The following is a 19,218-nucleotide window of genomic DNA, read 5'->3' as shown; positions in this document are numbered from 1 at the left end:
GAGTCAGTGCCTGGAATGAATGCCGGTTAGACGATGCCGGTCAGGTAGAACACGGCGATGACGAAGAAGACCGCGAGCGTCTTGATGATGGTCACCGCGAAAATGTCGCGATACGACTCGCGGTGCGTGAGGCCCGTGACCGCGAGCAGCGTGATGACCGCGCCGTTGTGCGGCAGCGTATCCATGCCGCCGCTCGCCATCGCCACCACGCGGTGGAGCACTTCCATCGGAATGTGCATGGCCTGCGCGGTCTTGATGAAGGTGTCCGACATGGCGGCGAGTGCGATGCTCATGCCGCCCGAAGCCGACCCCGTGATACCCGCGAGCGCCGAAACCGAAACAGCGGCGTTCACGAGCGGATTCGGAATGGCCTTGAGTGCATTGCCGACCACGAGGAAGCCGGGCAGCGCCGAGATCACGCCGCCGAAGCCATACTCGGACGCCGTGTTGAGCGTGGCGAGCAGCGCGCCGCTCACCGCCGTTTTCGTGCCGGTTGCGAAACGTTCCTTCACGCGGCCGAACGCCGTGACGATGACGAGCAGAATGCCGAGCAGCAGTGCGCCCTGCACGGCCCAGATCGCCACGACGCTCTTCACGGCGACGGTCACGGGCGCATGCATGCCGGGCAGCACGTCGGGCGCGACGGTGAAGCTTTCGCCGTACCACTGCGGAATCCACTTCGTCAGCAGGAAGTTCGCGACGCCAACGAGCACGAGCGGCGCAATGGCGAGTGCCGGATGCGGCAGATTGCCGGTCTCGACGCGCTCGGGTTCGTTCACGAGCGACGTGCCATAGCCTTCCCCCTTCGCCATCGCGCTGCGGCGGCGCCATTCGAGGTACGTGAGACCGACCACGATGATGAAGATCGAGCCGATCACGCCGAGCCAGGGCGCGGCCCACGCGGTGGTCTTGAAGAACGTGGTGGGGATGATGTTCTGGATTTGCGGCGTGCCGGGCAGCGAATCCATCGTGAACGTGAACGCACCGAGCGCAATCGCGCCGGGCATGAGGCGCTTGGGAATGTTGCTCTGGCGATAGAGTTCGGCGGCGAACGGATACACCGCGAATACCACGACGAAGAGCGACACGCCGCCATACGTGAGCAGCGCGCACACCGCGACGATCACGGCGTTGGCGCGCGAGCGGCCAATGTAGCGGATCGCGGCGGCAACGATCGCCTCGGAAAAGCCGGATAGTTCGATGACCTTGCCGAATACCGCGCCGAGCAGGAACACGGGGAAGTAGAGCTTGACGAAGCCGACCATCTTTTCCATGAAGATGCCGGAAAAAACGGGTGCGACGGCGGAAGGGTCGATCAGCAGCACGGCGCCTAGTGCGGCGATGGGCGCAAAGAGAATGACGCTGTAGCCGCGGTAGGCCACGAACATCAGGAACGCCAAAGCGGCGATCACAATTACAAAGGACATCTTGTCTCCAGTGGGTTTATTCGTGCAGGTCTGTTTGTTGTTTGCGCGCGCCGAAGCCGGCGCGACCGCGCAATAGAGCAGGATATGTGCCAGCGGCCGGCGCGCCTTGCGCGAGACGGTGCGGTAAAGGGAAGGGGGCGTGCGGGGTGCGTGCCGGGCTGGTTGTGGCGGCAACGCGTCTCAAGACTGAGACGGCTTTGGCGAAGAAGCAGGCCGCCGCTCGCATGTCCACGCGTAAAGTCCCGAAATATCAAAGGACATGGGGCCATCTCATTTCTGAGATAATGCGTCCCGAAAATGAGAATCCACAGGCCGTGGCAGACCAAGTCCTCGCCTCGAACGACGAATAGAACCGAATGGAAATCGAAACGACCGCGCTGCTGGCCGACTACGACCACGTGCGCAAGCTGGCGATGCAATCGCTCTTTCAGTCGCTGGACAAGTTCAGCGAAGGCACCGTGATCGTCGATCGCAACGCGCGCGTGGTGTGGATCAACCGGCATTACGCGGCGCGCTTCGGGTTCGACGATCCGGCGGCGGTGATCGGTCTCGATTGCGAAAGCGTCATTCCCAACAGCATGATGCGCGACGTCGTGAAGGGCGGCGAGCCTATCCTGCTCGACATTCTCGAAACCGATCGCGATCCGATCGTCGTGACGCGTTTGCCGATCAAGGACGACAACGGCGAAACGATCGGCGCGGTGGGCTTTGTGCTGTTCAACGAACTCAAGGGGCTGTCGCCGCTTTTCAGCCAGTACGCGCGGCTGCGTGCCGAACTGATCAGCACGCGCCAGTCGCTCGCGCAGGTGCGCCGCGCGAAGTACAGCTTTTCAAGCCTGATCGGCACGAGCGCCGCAAGCCTCGAAGTGAAGCGTCAGGCGCGCCGGGCCGCGCGTCTCGCGTCGCCGGTGCTGCTGCTCGGCGAAACGGGCACCGGCAAGGAACTGCTCGCGCATGCCATACACGGCGCGTCCGGGCGCGCGGACGGCCCGCTCGTCACGGTGAACGTCGCGGCGATTCCCGACACGCTGCTGGAACTCGAATTCTTCGGCGCGGAAGCAGGTGCCTATACCGGCGCGGAGCGCAAGGGGCGTATCGGCAAGTTTGAACTGGCGCAGGGCGGCACGCTCTTTCTCGACGAGATCGGCGACATGCCGCTCGCGCTGCAGGGCAAATTGCTGCGGGTGTTGCAGGAGCAGGAGTTCGAGCCGCTCGGCTCGAATCGCATCGTGCGCACCGACGTGCGCATCATCGCGGCGACGTCGGCGGATCTGCCCGCGCTCGTGGCACAGGGCCGGTTTCGCGCGGACCTCTACTATCGGCTCAACGTGCTGATGATTCGCGTGCCGCCGCTGCGCGAACGCCTCGCGGACATCGAGGCGATGGCCTATTCGATTCTCGACAAGCTTGCGGTGGAAAGCGGCGCGGGGCACCTCGAACTCGACAAAGATGCGCTTGCGGTGCTGTGTGCCTATAGCTGGCCGGGCAACGTGCGCGAATTGCGCAATATGCTCGAGCGCGCGGTGCTGCTATCGGATAGCGAGCGCATCGATGCGCGCTCGCTCGCGCGCTTCATCGGCGATGGGCGCGGGCCGCGCCGGGGCGAGGAGGGCGGCGATCGGCGCGATACGCAAGAGAGCGCGGGCGTGGTGCAGCATCATCAGTATGACGAAGCAATGCGCGATTTCGAACGCCGCTTTCTGACCGATGCGTTGCGTGCGGCAGGCGGTCAAGTGACGAAAGCCGCCGCACAGATCGGTATGGCGCGTGCGACGCTGTACCGGCGGATCGTTGCGCTTGGTATCGACGTTTGACGTAGTAGTGAGCCCGGGCAAACCGAATTTTCGCCGGGCGTCGAATCAGGTGTTCGCCAGGTATCGCGATTATTTCGCGGCGCTGACCGGTGCGATCGCGCCAGAGAATCATTTCACGAGCACATCGGGTTTCGATCACAACATGATGCGCAAGGTCGTGCCGGCACCCGCTGCCGCTCACCCGCCCGCAATGAGTTTTTTGCGCGCGGCCTTCACGCGCGCGAAATGCGCTTCGTCCCAGTCGTAAAAGCCCGCGCCGCTACGCACGCCTACGCGCCCCGCGTGGACTTGCGCGCGCAACAGATCGATCACGTCTTCATCCTTCGCGAGTTCCGGCATCAGATGCGAGGAGATGTCGACGAAGGTGTCGAGGCCGCCCATGTCCGCACTTTCGAACGGGCCGACAATACCCCAGCGGCGGCCGAGCGACGCCTTCATCACGCGGTCCACCACCTCGGGGCTCGCCGCGCCCGAACGCACGATGTTGAGCGCCTCGCGCAGCACCGCGAATTGCAGCCGGTTGCCCACGAAGCCCGGAATCGCCTTGGCGAGCACCACCGGCTCCATGCCGATCGCGCGCATGAGCGCGTCGGTTCGCGCGGTGACGTCGGCCGTCGTGGCGCTCCCCGGCACGACTTCGACGAGCGGGATCATGTGCGGCGGATTCCAGAAGTGCGCGATCACGAAGCGCTCGGGCGCAGCCAGCGGTCCCGCTAGCAGATCGGGCTCGAAGCCGCTCGTGTTGCTCGCGAGAATCGCGTCGGGTGCCAGCACGGCGCCGAGTTGCGCGTAGAGCCGGTGCTTGAGTTCGAGCACTTCGGGCACGGCCTCGAAGACGAACTGGGCTTCAGTCATCGCTTCGAGCGCAGCACTCGTTTCGATACGCGTGAGCGCGGCCGCGCTCGCCGCTGCGTCGATGCGGCCAGCGTCGATCAGTTCGTCGAGCACGGCCTGGGCCTTGGCGGTCACACTCTCGAGCCGTGCGGGATCGACGTCATGCACGATCGTGCGCAGTCCGTGCAGCGCGCATTGCGTCGCAATGCCAACACCCATCAATCCCGTGCCGATCACGCCCGCCACCGTCACCGTTCTGTCCATGCTTCGTCATCTCCTTGCTGTTCGTAATCTGGGCTCGACAGCATAGCGCTTCGCACCGTGCGGCGGCGCGTCGGTCCGGCTGGCCGCCAATAATCGGGGACATATTCTGCGTCGCATCCGGTTATACCCTGGGGCTATTTCACCGGCGTGAGGACTCTGGTATAACTGCGCTCCCAAGCTGATTACGTTTTAGCACGGCAAAAAACCGCAGGCGCGGGAGGTCGTGAAAAGGAGTGCAATGGCGCGCGTAGTGGTGGTGGGCAGCATCAACATGGACATGGTCGTCGCGACCGACACGTTTCCCCGGCTCGGCGAAACGCTGTTCGGCACGCATTTTTCGACGCATCCGGGCGGCAAGGGCGCGAACCAGGCGGTCGCGGCGGCGCGCCTTGGCGCCGAGGTGACGATGATCGGTTGCGTGGGCGCCGACGCGTTCGGCGGCGAAATGAAAGCGACGCTCGCGCGCGAAGGCATCGATATCGCCCATGTGAGCACGGGTCGCGAGGCGACCGGCATCGCGTCGATCACGCTCTCGGGCGGCGACAACGCGATCATCGTCGTGCCCGGCGCGAACCACGAGCTTTCGCCTGAAGACGTCGACCGCGCAAGCGATGCAATCGCGCAGGCCGATGTCGTGCTCGCGCAGCTCGAAGTGCCTTACGCAACGGTGCTGCACGCCGCGCGGCGCGCCCGCGAACACGGCAAGCCGTTCTTTCTCAACCCCGCGCCCGCAGTCGAGCTGAGCGGAGAGTTGCTCGAGCTGACCACGCTGCTGACGCCAAACGAACACGAACTCGCCACCGCGCTGCAAACGCCGGAAGGCGCGTGGGCCGAGGTCATCGCGCGCTCGCCCATCCGCATCGCGATGACGCACGGTAAAGACGGCGCGTACTACGCCGACGACAATGGCGCGCTCGCCCATCAGCCGGGCTTTGTCGTCGCGGCCGTCGACACGACCGGCGCCGGCGACACATTCAACGGCGCGCTCGCGGCGTTCTGGCATCGCGGCATTGGCGAGGCCGTGCGGCGCGCGAACGCGGCGGGCGCGCTTTCGGTCACCCGCGCCGGCGCGCAGGGCGGCATGCCCACGCTCGCCGAGCTCGAAACCTTCCTGAATACGCAAGCCTGAGATTCGCAGTGAAAAAACACGGACATCTGAATCGCGACATCGCGCGCGTGCTGGCCCGCATGGGCCACACGGACAGCCTCGTGATCGCCGACTGCGGGCTGCCGGTTCCCGACGGCGTGGAATGCATCGACGTTTCGCTCGCAGTGGGCGTACCCGACTTCTTCGCGGTGCTCGACAGCGTACTTGCCGACTTCAAGGCCGAGCGCGCGGTGTTCGCGAGCGAAGCGCAGACGCACAACGCGGCCGTGGTGGCGCGCAGCCGCGACATGGCCGCCGCTCACATCGCCGTGGAAAACGTGCCGCACGAAGAATTCAAGCGCCGCTGCCGCGAGGCGAAGGCGGTGATCCGCACCGGCGAATGCAGCCCTTATGCGAATGTGATTCTGCATTCGGGCGTGATTTTCTGAGAGGTCCAGGATGCAAGTGATGATGCAGGGGATCGGCAAGGCGTTCGGTCCGGTTCGGGTGCTCGAAGGCGTCGATTTCCGCATCGAGGCGGGCGAGATCCACGCGCTGATGGGCGAGAACGGCGCAGGCAAATCGACGCTCATGAAGATCCTGAGCGGCGTGTATCAAGCCGACGCGGGCGAGATTCTCGTCGATGGGCGCGCGGTGCAGATCCGCAGCACCGTCGAGGCGGAACGCGCGGGCATTGCCATCATTCACCAGGAATTGAATCTCATCCCGCAACTCACGGTGATGGAGAATCTCTTCCTTGGCCGCGAGCCGAGCCGCTTCGGCATGGTCGATACCGCGACGATGCGCAGCGAGGCGCGCAAGTGGCTCGACAAGGTGGGCGCACAGCGTATCGATCCGCAGAGCGAAGCGGGCATGCTCTCCATCGGCCAGCAGCAGCTCGTGGAAATTGCCAAGGCGCTTTCACTGAACGCGCAAGTGCTGGTGATGGACGAGCCAACGGCCGCGCTCACGAACCGCGAGATCGAAACGCTCTTCGAAATCATGCAGGCGCTCAAGGCGAGCGGCGTGGCGATCGTCTACGTTTCGCACCGCATGGAAGAGATCTTCCGCGTGTGCGACAAGATCAGCGTGCTGCGTGACGGCCATTTCGTTGGCGAACGCGCGATTCGCGATACCGGTTTCGACGAGATCGTACGGCTGATGGTGGGCCGCGAGCTTGGCGAGCGTTTCCCCAAGCGCAGCCATGCGCCGGGCGCTGTGCGCATGAGCGTGTCCGGTCTTGCCGACGAAGGCCATATCGAAGGCATTACGTTCGACGTGCGCGCGGGCGAGGTGCTCGGTATTGCCGGTCTCATGGGCGCGGGCCGCAGCGAGATTCTGCGCACGCTGTTCGGCGCGAACCGCAAGACCGCGGGCGCCGTCACGCTCGACGGCAAGCCGCTCGATGTGCGCGACGCGTCGAGCGCGATTGCGGCGGGCATCGGCTTCGTCACGGAAGACCGCAAGCGGCAGGGGCTCGTGCTCGGCATGTCGGTGCGCGAAAACGCGACGCTCGTGCATCTGGACCAGTACGCCACGCTCGGCTTCGTCAACGAGCGTGCGGAGCGCACCGCTGTCGACGGCCTCATCAAGCAGTTGCGTGTGCGTACGCGCGATGCGGAACTGGACGTCAAGGCGCTTTCGGGCGGCAATCAGCAAAAGGTCGTGTTCGCCAAGTGGCTCGCTCAGCCGCCGAAGGTGCTGCTGCTCGACGAGCCCACGCGCGGCGTGGACGTGGGCGGCAAGGCCGAGATCTACACGATCATCAATCAGCTCGCGGAGCAGGGCGTCGCCATTGTGATGGTGTCGTCCGAACTCCCCGAAGTGCTGGCCATGAGCGACCGCATTCTCGTCATGCATCAGGGGCGCCAGAACGGCATCTTCGAAGCGGCCGCGGCCACCCAGGAACTGATCATGGCGGCCGCCGCTGGCGGCCAGGCAGCGCCGCAAGCTGTGGCGGCCTGAGCGAAAACGCATATCAATTCACTGCAAACTAGCGAGACATGACATGTCGCAAGTGACCCTCACCCCCGGCAGCCGGGCGACGCTGCAAAAACTCGGCCCCTTCGTAGCACTGCTGATCATTTCCGTGGCGCTCTCGATCGTGAGCCGCGACTTCCTCACGCTCGACAATCTGCTCAACGTCATGCGTCAGGCGTCGATCAACGCGCTGATCGCGTTCGGCATGACGCTCGTGATTCTGCTCGGCGGCATCGATCTTTCTGCGGGCTCCGTGCTCGCGCTTTCCTCGGTGATCATCGCGACGCTGCTGAGTGCGGGCACGCCCGCCATCTTCGCGACGCTCGCCGGTCTCGCGGCTGGCGGCCTGATGGGCTTCGCCAACGGTCTCGTCATCAGCAAGGGCCGAGTCGCGCCGTTCATCGCCACGCTCGGCTCGATGACGGTGCTGCGCGGCCTCGCGCTCGTCGTCTCGAACGGCAGCCCGATCAGCAGCTTCAACAGCGACTTCTTCTCGCTGCTGGGCGGCGGCTATGTCGCGCGCCTCGTGCCGATTCCCGTCGTGCTCATGCTCGTGATGTTCGGCGTGTTCTGGGTGCTGCTGCGCAAGACCGTGTTCGGCCGCCATATCTATGCAACGGGCGGCAACGCCGAATCGGCGAAGCTTTCCGGCGTGAAGGTCGACCGCATCCAGTTGTGGGTTTATACGATTGCCGGTGTGATGTCGGCGCTCGCGGGTGTGGTGCTGACCTCGCGTCTGAACTCCGCGCAACCGACTGCGGGCACGGGCTACGAGCTCGACGCCATCGCGGCGGTCGTGCTGGGCGGCACGAGCCTCACGGGCGGCCGTGGCTGGATCTTCGGCACGCTCGTGGGCGCGCTGCTGATCGGCGTGCTCAACAACGGTCTGAACCTGCTCGATGTGTCGTCGTTCTATCAGCAGGTCATCAAGGGCATCGTGATCCTGCTCGCCGTGCTGATCGATCGCGGCAACAAGAAGTCGTAACTGAATGGCCTCGTCGCGCAATGTTTGCGCGGCGAGGCAGTTTTATATCAATAGCAATCCTGAGTTTTTTATCTCCACACACTCCATATATAACGAGGAGGAAGACTATGTATAAGCATAATTCGCCGTCGATCTCGAAGCTCTTTATGGCGCTCGTCGCCGGTTCACTCGCGCTGGGCCTCGCGGCCTGCTCGAAGGAAGGTCCGGGCAGCAGTGCGGATGCGGGCGCGAGCGGCGCGTCCGCTGCGGCCCCGGCTTCGGGCGGCGCTGTCACGGTCGGTCTGTCGATCTCGACGCTCAACAATCCGTTCTTTGTCTCGCTCAAGAAGGGCGCCGAAGACGAAGCGAAGAAGGACGGCGTCACGCTCATCACCGTCGACGCGCAGAACGACCCGGCCAAGCAGCAGGCCAGTGTGGAAGACCTGATCGAAAAGAAGGTCAACGTCATCCTGATCAACCCGACCGATTCCTCGGCGGTGGCCAACGTCGTGAAGGAAGCGACGAGCAAGGGCATCAAGGTCATCTCGCTCGACCGCAGCGTGAATGGCGCGGAAGTCAGCTCGCACATCGCCTCGGACAACAAGGCAGGTGGCAAGATGGCAGCCGGTTTCCTCGCCGAGAAGCTGGGCGGCAAGGGCAACATCGTCGAACTGCAGGGTATTCCGGGTTCGTCGGCGGCCAACGAGCGCGGCGCCGGTTTCGACGATGAAATCGCTGCGAAGGGCGGCGTGAAGATCGTCACGAAACAGCCTGCCGACTTCGATCGCGCCAAGGGCCTTTCGGTGATGGAGAACATCATCCAGAGCAACAAGGACATCCAGGGCGTGTTCGCGCAGAACGACGAAATGGCGCTGGGCGCGGTGAAGGCGTTGCAGGCTGCGGGCCTGAAGAACGTGGCCGTGGTCGGCTTCGACGCCACCGACGACGCGATCGCCGCGGTCAAGGCCGGCCAGATGGCCGCAACCGTGCAGCAGCAGCCCGAACTGATCGGCCAGTACGGCGTGCAGGCCGCGAAGAAGGTGGTCGACGGCCAGCCGGTCGACAAGTTCATCGCGGTGCCGCTGAACCTGTACAAGCAGTAAGCACGTTTTCAGGCGCGCGCGAGCGTAGTACCATCGAACGCGAAGTTCTTCGCGTATGCGCGAGCCTGGGAAGCGTCGAGCGCCCCGTGCCACACGGGGCGCCTCGTTTGGGCGTTTGCCCTTGGGTTTGTCCCCCCTCCAGGCCGCATCGCCGGCGCTTCGCTCTCGCGTTCATCCGATCCCAAACCCATACCCAGCAGGAACGCCGCGTGTCCCAGTTCGAGCGTCTGACTATCGACGACATTGCCCGCCTCGCGGAGGTTTCGCGCACCACGGCCAGCATGGTGCTCAACGGCAACGCCGAGCGCTACCGCATTTCGGCGGCGACGGTCGAGCGCGTGCTGCAGGTGGCGAAGGACCATCATTTCACGCCGTCACAATCGGCGCGCGCACTGCGCTCGCGGCGCAGCAACACGATCGGCCTCGTGATTCCCGATCTGACCAACTCGGCGCACGCCGCGCTCGCCCAGGCCATGGAGTGGCAATGCCGCGAGCGTTACCGGTATCAGCTTGTGATCGTGACGAGCGATGAAGATCCGGTGCGCGAGACCGAGGGCATCGCGCATCTGGTCGCGCAGCAGGTGGACGGCGTGGTGGTCGTGCCGTGCACCGCCGAAGCGCCGCGCTACGACAAATGGGTCAAGCGTTTGCCGATCGTGTTCGCCGACCGCCGCGTGGCGACGAGCGCGATTCCCTACGTGATTACCGATGCCGCCGAAACGGTGGCCGCTTTGGTGGGCGAGACGATCGAGCAGGGCGCGCGGGAAGTGGTGTTCTTCGGCGGCCAGCCTGAGCTTTCGCCTAGCCGCGACCGCCTTGCGGGCTATCGGCTCGCGCTCGAGCGGCATGGTATCGCGGAGCAGGCCGACTGGGTGTTTCAGCGCGACTATCAGCGGGAGTCGGGCTACGCGCTGATGAAGGCCTGGTTCGAAGCGCATGGGCGCTATCCCGAGGCGCTTTTCGCCGGGTCGATCACGCTCCTGGAAGGTTTGCTGGAGTTCGTGAACGAAGCGCACCAGCTTGCCCAGGCGCCCGGCCGCGTGATGACGTTCGACGATCATCAGTTGCTCGACTGCCTGCCGCTACGCATCGACGCTATCGTGCAGGACAGCGCTCAACTCGCGGAACATAGCCTGCGCTGCGTGTTTTCGCTGCTCGAAGGCGAAGGCGCGCCCGAGTCGATCCAGGTGCCCGCCCAGATTCACTACCGGCAGGGGCGCGGGCGAGTCGCCGCGTAGCGGAAATTGCGCAAAGAGCGCAATGCGGGTCGTCGATCCGTTCGAGGCAGCGCCCAGCCAACGGGAGTATCGTTGCGCATGTGATCCACGAGGGTAGGACAAGCGATGACGCGTCTAGACGACCCCATCGATGCTGAACGCTTCGACGACGAATGGCTCGAAGCGGACGGCGCTGGCGGATTCGCCTCCGGCACGGTGGGCACCGCACGCACGCGCCGCTATCACGCGCTGTTGCTCACGGCCAGGCAGCCGCCCACGAACCGCGTGGTGCTCGTCAACGGCATCGAAGCCTGGCTCGAGGACGGGGAGCGCAAGACCGCGCTGACGATGCAGCGCTACGCACCCGATCTGCTTTATCCCGATACGTCGACAAGCATCGCAAGCTTCGATACATCGCCGTGGCCCACGTGGCGCTACCGGCTGGACGGCGGCAGCGTGCTCACAGCCGAAGTGTTCGTTGCGAAGGCGAGCGGCGAAACCGTGCTGCGCTGGCGGCTTGAAGGACCTACCGGGACTGGCGGTGCCGTGCTGAAAGTCCGCCCGCTGATCTCGGGCCGCGACTACCACGCGCTGCACCACGAGAACCCCGCGTTCGACTTCGATGCCCGGATCGACGGCGAGTCCGTGCGCTGGCAGCCGTACGGCGATCTGCCTGCCATCGTCGCGCGCTCGAACGGCCGCTATACGCATGCGCCGGACTGGTACCGCAACTTCTGCTACACGCGCGAACGCGAGCGAGGTCTCGACTGCATCGAGGACCTCGCGACGCCAGGCGTGTTCACCTTCGATCCCGGCAAAGGCTATGCCGTAATACTGTTGCGTGCTCAACTATCGTCCGGTGTGGCCGATACCTCGCGCGAGGACGACGAAAGCACGGCGAGCCGCGCGCAACTGCTCGCCGGTTTCGAGGAGGTGCGCCGCGCGTCGTTCGGCTCGCGCCTGCAACGCTCGGCGAACGCCTATGTCGTTGCGCGCGGCGACGGCCGCACAATCGTCGCGGGCTATCCGTGGTTCACCGACTGGGGCCGTGACACGTTCATCGCCATGCGCGGTCTGCTGCTTGCGAACGGGCATTACGAACAAGCCGGCGCGATCCTGCTCGAATGGGCGGCCACGGTTTCCGAGGGCATGCTGCCAAACCGCTTTCCCGATGCTGGCGGTGCGCCCGAATACAACTCCGTCGACGCATCGCTGTGGTTCGTCGTGGCGGTGCACGATTATTTTGCCGCTGCGAACTTGCCACCCGAAGCGCGGCATGCGCTGCAGGGTGCCGTCGGCGCGATCCTCGAAGGCTATGCACGCGGCACGCGCTACCGGATCGGCGCCGACCCGCGCGACGGCCTGCTGCGAGCGGGCGTGCCGGGCGTGCAGCTTACGTGGATGGACGCGAAGGCGGGCGACTGGGTGGTCACGCCGCGCATGGGCAAGCCGGTCGAAATTCAGGCGCTGTGGATCAACGCGCTGCGCATTGCCTGCGCATGGGATACGCGCTGGCGCGAACTCGAAGCGCGCGCCAGCGCCGCGTTTGCCGAGCGCTTCGTCGATCCGTCCACGGGCGCACTGTTCGATGTGGTCGACGTCGATCACGTGGACGGCACGGTCGATCGCTCGATCCGGCCGAACCAGATTTTCGCGGCAGGCGGCCTGCCGTTCGCGCTGCTGGAAGGCGATGCGGCGCGTGCGATCGTCGCGCAGGTTCAAACGGATCTGCTCACGCCCATGGGGTTGCGCACGCTCGCGCCGTCCGACCGCGCGTATCGCGGGCAATACCGTGGCGGTGTGTTCGAGCGCGACGGCGCCTATCATCAGGGCACCGTCTGGCCCTGGTTGCTCGGCCCCTTCGTGGATGCCTGGCTGCGCGTGAACGGCGATACTGCGGCGCAGCGCGCGCTCGCACGCGAGCGCTTTGTCGCGCCGCTGCTCGCGCACCTCGAGCGTGCCGGGCTCGACCATATTTCCGAAGTCGCCAATGGCGATGCGCCTCACGAGCCCGGCGGCGCGCCGTTCCAGGCATGGTCGCTGGGCGAACTGCTGCGCGTTCTCAAACGGCTCGGGGACGCCGGCTAGCCCGCGCCCGTTGCGCGGTCCGCACGCCCAGCAGGGAAACCGCGCTAGCATGTGAAGCGAGAATGTGAAGCGCGGCCCACCCAGGCCGGCCCCACTCAAGGAGATGCCCATGCTGCAGCGCGCCGCCGGCCTCATCCACACGGTTGAAGGTCAACGCCTGTACTCGTCCGATTACGCTCGCTGGCAACGCTGGGGGCCGTACCTCAGCGAGCGTCAATGGGGTACGGTACGCGAGGATTACAGCGCGAACGGCACCGCGTGGGACTATTTCCCGCACGACCACGCGCGCATGCGCGCCTATCGCTGGGGCGAGGACGGCCTGGCCGGTTTCGCCGACGAGCGGCTGAACTGGTGCTGCTCGCTCGCGCTGTGGAACGGCCGCGACCCGATCTTGAAGGAGCGTCTGTTCGGGCTCACGAATCAGGAAGGCAATCACGGCGAGGACGTGAAGGAGTTGTACTTCTACCTCGACAGCACGCCGACGCATTCCTATATGCGCATGCTTTACAAGTACCCGCAGGCCGCGTTTCCCTATCAGGACCTGATCGACGAAAACGCGCGGCGCGGCGCCGGCTTACCCGAATATGAAATCCTCGATACAGGCGCATTCGACGACAAGTGTTATTTCGATGTGCTGATCGAATATGCGAAGCACACGCCGGAAGACGTCGTCATGCGCGTGAGCGTCGAGAACCGCGGTGGGCAGCACGCATCGATCGACGTGCTGCCGCAGATCTGGGCACGCAACACGTGGTCGTGGAAGGCTACAGGAGACAAGCCGTCGCTCAAGCTAGTCTCCTCGTCCGCGGGCGAGCACGTGGTCGCGCACTGTGGCACGCACGAGCCGCTCGTCGTGACGGCGGCCGCACAAGAGGGCGCGCGCGTCGAGTGGCTGTTTTGCGAGAACGAGACCAACGTGAAGCGTCTATTCGGCATGGACGGCGCCGGTCCGTTCAAGGACGGCTTCGACGACTATGTCGTGCACGGCAACAACGACGCGATCCGCCGCGACGCAGGCACCAAGGCGGCCGCGCGCGTGCATCTGGAGATTGCGGCGCACAGCCGCGCGGTTGTCACGTTGCGCTTGCGTCCGCTGTCCGAGGCGAAAGAAGAGGTGGCGCTCGATATCGACAGTCTTTTCGCTCAACGCATTGCGGAGGCGGACGCGTTCTACGACGCGCTGCAGCGCGACATCGAGAGCGCCGACGCCCGGCTCGTGCAGCGCCAGGCGCTGGCGGGCATGCTGTGGTCGAAGCAGTACTACCAGTACGACGTGAACCGCTGGATGGAAGGCGACCCGCTGCAGCCGGCGCCGCCCGCGAGCCGTCTGCGCGGGCGCAACGCGGACTGGCGGCATCTGTGCAACGCGGACATCCTCTCGATGCCGGACAAGTGGGAGTACCCGTGGTATGCATCGTGGGACCTCGCGTTTCAGGCGGCCGCGTTCGCGCTGGTCGATCCGATGTTCGCAAAGAAGCAGATGCTGCTGCTCGTGAAGGACCGCTATCAGCATCCGAACGGGCAGTTGCCCGCGTACGAATGGGCGTTCGGCGACGCGAATCCGCCCGTGCACGCGTGGGCGGCGTGGCGCGTGTACGAGATCGATCGTGCGATCACTGGCCAAGCGGACCGTGAATTTCTCGAACTCATTTTCCACAAGCTGCTCCTGAATTTTTCGTGGTGGGTGAACCGCAAGGACGCGGACGGCCACAACATCTTCCAGGGCGGCTTTCTCGGGCTCGACAACGTCGGCATCTTCGACCGCTCGTCGCCGCTGCCGACGGGCGGCCACATCGACCAGGCGGACGGCACGGCGTGGATGGCGGCCTACGCGCTCGACCTCATGCGCATCGCGCTCGAACTCGCGTTTGCGAACCACGTGTTCGTGGATATCGGCGTGAAGTTCTTCGAGCACTTTTTGTACATCGCGGGCGCGGTGAGCTGCGACGACGGCTGCGATACGGGACTGTGGGACAGCGTCGACGAGTTTTTCTACGACAAGCTGAGACTGCCGGACGGCAACAGCGTGCCGCTGCGCATGCGCTCGATCGTCGGGCTGATTCCCTTCTTCGCCGTGCGTGTGCTGGAGGAGCGCGTGCATGGCGGCCTGCCGGGGCTGCGCGACCGGCTGGTCTTCTTCCTTCAGCACCGGCCCGACCTTGCGAGCCTCGTGTCGCGCTGGAACGAACCCGGCAAGGGCAATTCGTTGCTGCTCTCGCTCTTGCGCGGGCACCGGATGAAGGCGCTGCTGCGGCGGATGCTCGACGAAGCCGAATTTCTCTCGGACCACGGCGTGCGCGCGCTTTCTCGCGCCCATCTCGACGAGCCGTTCGTTTACCGCCATAACGGCTGCGACTTCGGCGTCAAATACCTGCCCGCCGAATCGGACTCGCGCGTGTTCGGTGGCAATTCGAACTGGCGCGGCCCGGTGTGGATGCCCGTCAACTATCTGCTGATCGAGTCGCTCTACGAATTTCACCGCTATTATGGCGACGATTTTCGCGTCGAGTATCCGACTGGCTCGGGCAAGAAGCTTTCGCTCGCGCAGATCGCGGACGAGCTTGCCCGGCGCGTCACGACGCTCTTTCTGCTCGACCGCAACAACGAGCGCCCGGTCATGGGCGCGTACCCGCTGCTGCAGGCCGATCCGCGCTGCCGCGATCTCGTGCTGTTTCACGAGTACTTCCACGGCGACAACGGGCGTGGCGTCGGCGCATCGCACCAGACCGGCTGGACTGGACTCGTCGCGCTGATGCTCCAGCCGCGCATGATGAGCCCATCGGGCAACGTGCCGGTCGCGGGCGAAGTTGAAGACACGGAGGCGGTGAAGTGATCTCGCCGCCGGGTTCGCACATGTCGGCTGCGAACCAGCACTCGCCGTATGCAAGCGTTGGACAGCAGAAGACACCCGGTACGCCCAAAATTCGCAAGCAGAGCCGAAACGCCCCACAGGGAAGGGCTTAGAGCCCGCTGGCACGCTAGATGCGTTCACGCCTACCGACAGTTGGGCCCAGCCAACTGCCGCCGCGTCGAGGTGCATCATGTCGAGCGTTCCGGATCGCAGGCCTGCGGGCCTTTCGCACGTGTTGTTTCTGATCGAGATGATCGGCCGTGCGCCGCGAGAGCTGTGGCCCTTTGTGCTCACCTGGGTCGTCCTGGTGCTCACCGTGCCGTTCTGCTGGCTCGTCATAGCCGGCGCGCTCACGCAACACGTGCTGGTGCCGCCGGTGGAAACGCCAAAGGCGCTAGCCGAAGCAGGCTACTCCTCGGAATTCCTGGCAGAACGAATTCTTTCGTCGATGCGCGTAATCAGCCACGACAGCGAGGCGGTTCCGCACGATGCTTCGCTGGCCGATAACGACAGCCCTGATATCAAGGTTCCGGGGCAGGACATCTCCTATGCCGCGATTGTCGGCTTTCTGAAATCGACGCTGTTCACGGACAAGCAGGACGTCGTCGTCCGTATCGGCATTACCCAGATGAGCGATAGCGCGGAGTCGTATATCGCGCATATTCAGATCGAAAATGGGCCATTCAATGCGATGCACGACGACGTTGTGTTCAGCGGCAATGACTTCAACCGGGCGGTGCAAGATATCGCGGTCAAGGTCATGCGGCTCGTCGAACCGAATACGCTCGCGAGCCATCTTTTCACGACGGTGCAAAAGACACGGTGTTCGCTAGACCAATGCGACTATAGCGAGGTCGAAGCGATCTATGACGATATGTTGGGCCGGCCGGGTTCACCGCAGCGCCGGTGGGCGCTCGTGGGAAAAGGCTGGCTGCTGCTCAGGCAAAACCGCTCCGAAGAGGCGGAACAGCAGACACGTGACGCGCTCCTGCTATATCCACACTCTGCGCTCTTGCAGGCCAACCTTGGTATAGCGCTCGAGCAGGAGAAAAGAATCGACGCCGCGATCGAGGCGCTGCAAGCGGGTGCTCGCGAGAGATGGAGTACCGCGGAGAACCAGCGCTTGCTCGGTGACGTCTTGTTGCACGCGCACCGGTATGCCGAGGCCCTCGGCGCGTTCCGCCGCGCAGATGAGATGCAGCACGACGATGTGAACATCCTGCATGACTGGGGAGAAGCGCTCATCGACAATGGCCAATACGCGGCGGCAATCGTCAAGCTGGAGCGCGCGGTCGAGCTGCGTCCCGATCTCGCGCCTTCGTATGAACTATGGGGCCGGGCGCTGGAAGACGCAGGCGATCTGTCTCACGCCGCGCAAAAATATGCCGAAGCCCAGAAGCGCGACAGTAGCGCGCTGAGCCCGCACGAGCAGCAACTCGCGCTGCTCGGTACGCCGCGCAAGTCGCCACGGGTATCTGCGAGTCTGCTGGTGCCGGACGGTCATGCGTAGTGTTCGCTGCTCGCCGCCAGCTTTTCGCTAGCTGATTCAGTCATTACGATTGCCCGCGAAACAACCCTTTTTCTTCGCCGGAATAAAGCCCGTGTGCGCCTCGTTCTTTGTCCGTTAGTCCCTTGGACTGAACGAGGAGTGCGGTCATGAAGTCTCTATTCGCCGTATGCGGCGTCGTAGCATGTGGGGCGGCCATCGCGACGCTCGTGTCGTGCGGCGGCGGTTCGGGTTCCAGTTCTGGTTCTAGCGGTGCGAGCGTGCCTGTCCAGTCGTCGTTCACGGCGACGGCGCTCGTTTCCGATGGTGCGGTGGCGGCTGCGCACACTGACGGGAATCTGAAAAACCCGTGGGGCATCACCTTCAATCCGAAAGGTTTCGTCTGGGTCGCGGACAACGGCACCAATGTCGCGACGCTCTATGACGGCAACGGCGTGCCGCAATCGCTGATCGTCGCCATACCCGACGGCAAGAATGGCTCGGCGTCGCCAACGGGCATTGTGTTCAACGGCACGCAAAGCTTCACGGTCACGGAAAATGGCAAGTCCGGCGTCGCCGCATTCATCTTCGCGGGCGAGGGCGGCACGATCACCGCGTGGGCGCCCACAGTCGGGCCGACCAATGCGTTCGTCATGTACGACGACGGTACGGGCGGCGCCGTGTACAAGGGGCTCGCGCTCGCGGCGTCGAACAATGCCAACTTCCTTTACGCGACCGATTTCCATAACAACAAGATCGACGTCTTCAATACCTCGTTCGCCAAAGTCTCGATGCCCGGCGCCTTCACGGACCCGGCCATGCCGGCCGGATTCGCGCCGTTCGGTATTCAGGCGATCGGCTCGAATCTGTTCGTCACGTATGCGATGCAAGACTCTGCCAAACATGACGATGTCGCGGGCGCGGGACTCGGTATGGTCGATGTGTACGACACGGCCGGCAACCTGAAGCAACACTTCGCGTCGGGGACCCCGCTCAACGCGCCGTGGGGCATTGCGCAGGCGCCCGCGAACTTCGGCACGATGAGCGGCGCGATATTGATCGGCAATTTCGGCGATGGGAGAATCAACGCTTTCAACGCATCGACCGGCCAGTCGATGGGGCCGCTCAACGGGGCGAATGGCAACGCGATTGTCGAGCCGGGCGTGTGGGGCATTGCGTTCGGCAACGACCTCAGCAATCAGCCTTCCAATACGCTGTTTTTCGCGGCGGGGCCGAATGCCGAAGCCGATGGCGTGTATGGACGTATCGATTTGAATCCGACGCCGAGCGCTGGCACGTCCACAGGCGCTGGCACCGGTACTGGCACAAGCGCGGGCGGAGGAACGAGCATGGGCATGTAGCGCTCAGCGCCCGTGCGCCGAGTCGATTCCGAGCAGGATGAGATCGATTCCCGCGAGAAAATCGACGCGGTCATCATGATCGCGTAGCTGTCTGGCGACGCTGCGGGTGAACGGATAATCCGCGGGATCGAGCTGCGACCACACCGACGCCACCTCGTCCAGAAAGTGGGTTCGATCGGCGTCCTGGTCGCGCGCGATCTGCGCATTCGCCGCGTTCTGGCCGCTCACGCCCAGGATGTAGCTCAGCACTGCGGATACCGTCGCCCACTGTGCGTCGAGTGGCACGTCGAGCGCGCGAATCTGCTGGCCGATACGCTCAAGAATCCTAATCATCGGCAATTGACCCGGATCTCGCGCGAGCACTGAGCCAATCCACGGATGTTCGTCGATCGCATCGAACATGGCCAATGCGAGCGCGCGAATCGCCTCACGCGGTGTTGCGCTGGGCAATGGTGTGTCTATTGCACGGGCGACGAGGGCGTCGCAGGCGGCGCTCAGCAGATCGCTCTTGTTTTCGACGTGCCAGTAAATCGCGCCGGGCCCCGTGGCGAGCCGCTCAGCGAGCGCGCGAAACGTGAGGCCGCTTTCTCCGCTGCTGTCCAGAAGCTCAATCGACGCCTCGATGATGCGTTCGCGTGAGAGCGAGTCCTCGCGCCGCTGAACGCCCCGCGCTTTCTTGACCATGCTTCCTCTTGACGTCAATGGAACAATGTTCCATATTACTATGGAACGGCGTTCCATA

14 protein-coding genes are annotated in these 19,218 nt (G+C 64.4%); 11 read left to right on the top strand and 3 right to left on the bottom strand.

Features of this window, described 5'->3' with window-relative positions; genetic code table 11:
• Nucleotides 1-26: 26 nt before the first annotated feature.
• Entirely contained in the window at nt 27-1,427 is a 1,401-nt protein-coding gene (locus VSR72_RS25200; RefSeq protein ID WP_254318318.1) for a GntP family permease, read from the bottom strand.
• A 356-nt stretch (nt 1,428-1,783) separates the two neighbouring features.
• Here VSR72_RS25200 and VSR72_RS25195 point away from each other — a divergent pair, with 356 nt between their 5' ends.
• Complete coding sequence (locus tag VSR72_RS25195; RefSeq protein ID WP_342955069.1) at nt 1,784-3,241, top strand: sigma 54-interacting transcriptional regulator; 1,458 nt, start codon at nt 1,784-1,786, stop codon at nt 3,239-3,241.
• Nucleotides 3,242-3,418: 177 nt separating this feature from the next.
• Here VSR72_RS25195 and VSR72_RS25190 read toward each other — a convergent pair whose 3' ends face one another.
• Entirely contained in the window at nt 3,419-4,339 is a 921-nt protein-coding gene (locus VSR72_RS25190; protein WP_342955068.1) for a 3-hydroxyacyl-CoA dehydrogenase family protein, read from the bottom strand.
• Nucleotides 4,340-4,562: 223 nt separating this feature from the next.
• Between VSR72_RS25190 and rbsK the strand changes: the two genes are divergently transcribed.
• From rbsK to VSR72_RS25140, 10 genes are all read left to right on the top strand, one after another.
• Nucleotides 4,563-5,468 carry a ribokinase gene (gene rbsK, locus VSR72_RS25185; protein WP_342955067.1) on the top strand — a complete coding sequence of 302 codons (906 nt, stop codon included), beginning with the start codon at nt 4,563-4,565 and terminating at the stop codon, nt 5,466-5,468.
• Nucleotides 5,469-5,476: 8 nt separating this feature from the next.
• Nucleotides 5,477-5,875: a D-ribose pyranase gene (rbsD, locus tag VSR72_RS25180; RefSeq protein WP_342955066.1), complete on the top strand. Its 399-nt coding sequence runs from the start codon at nt 5,477-5,479 to the stop codon at nt 5,873-5,875.
• 10 nt (nt 5,876-5,885) lie between these two features.
• Nucleotides 5,886-7,391 carry a sugar ABC transporter ATP-binding protein gene (locus VSR72_RS25175; protein ID WP_342955065.1) on the top strand — a complete coding sequence of 502 codons (1,506 nt, stop codon included), beginning with the start codon at nt 5,886-5,888 and terminating at the stop codon, nt 7,389-7,391.
• Between the two features lie 43 nt (nt 7,392-7,434).
• A complete protein-coding gene (gene rbsC / locus VSR72_RS25170) occupies nt 7,435-8,391 on the top strand; it encodes a ribose ABC transporter permease (RefSeq protein WP_342955064.1) in 957 nt (318 codons plus the stop codon).
• Between the two features lie 107 nt (nt 8,392-8,498).
• Entirely contained in the window at nt 8,499-9,473 is a 975-nt protein-coding gene (rbsB, locus tag VSR72_RS25165) for a ribose ABC transporter substrate-binding protein RbsB (RefSeq protein WP_342955063.1), read from the top strand.
• Nucleotides 9,474-9,682: 209 nt separating this feature from the next.
• Nucleotides 9,683-10,711 carry a substrate-binding domain-containing protein gene (locus tag VSR72_RS25160; RefSeq protein ID WP_342955062.1) on the top strand — a complete coding sequence of 343 codons (1,029 nt, stop codon included), beginning with the start codon at nt 9,683-9,685 and terminating at the stop codon, nt 10,709-10,711.
• A 105-nt stretch (nt 10,712-10,816) separates the two neighbouring features.
• Nucleotides 10,817-12,778 (top strand): amylo-alpha-1,6-glucosidase, encoded by a 1,962-nt coding sequence (locus VSR72_RS25155; protein ID WP_342955061.1) that lies wholly within the window; start codon nt 10,817-10,819, stop codon nt 12,776-12,778.
• 103 nt (nt 12,779-12,881) lie between these two features.
• Nucleotides 12,882-15,611, top strand: coding sequence for a glucosidase (locus VSR72_RS25150; protein ID WP_342955187.1), 2,730 nt, complete (start codon nt 12,882-12,884; stop codon nt 15,609-15,611).
• A 208-nt stretch (nt 15,612-15,819) separates the two neighbouring features.
• Entirely contained in the window at nt 15,820-17,139 is a 1,320-nt protein-coding gene (locus tag VSR72_RS25145) for a tetratricopeptide repeat protein (protein ID WP_342955060.1), read from the top strand.
• 146 nt (nt 17,140-17,285) lie between these two features.
• A complete protein-coding gene (locus tag VSR72_RS25140) occupies nt 17,286-18,476 on the top strand; it encodes a TIGR03118 family protein (protein ID WP_342955059.1) in 1,191 nt (396 codons plus the stop codon).
• A gap of 3 nt (nt 18,477-18,479) precedes the next feature.
• On the opposite strand, the gene VSR72_RS25135 is transcribed toward VSR72_RS25140, so the two are convergent.
• Complete coding sequence (locus VSR72_RS25135; RefSeq protein WP_342955058.1) at nt 18,480-19,160, bottom strand: TetR family transcriptional regulator; 681 nt, start codon at nt 19,158-19,160, stop codon at nt 18,480-18,482.
• Nucleotides 19,161-19,218: the final 58 nt, after the last annotated feature.

The organism is Paraburkholderia sp. JHI869, assembly GCF_038900775.1.
Lineage (GTDB): Bacteria > Pseudomonadota > Gammaproteobacteria > Burkholderiales > Burkholderiaceae > Paraburkholderia.
This window is presented reverse-complemented; position numbering and strand designations above follow the sequence as displayed.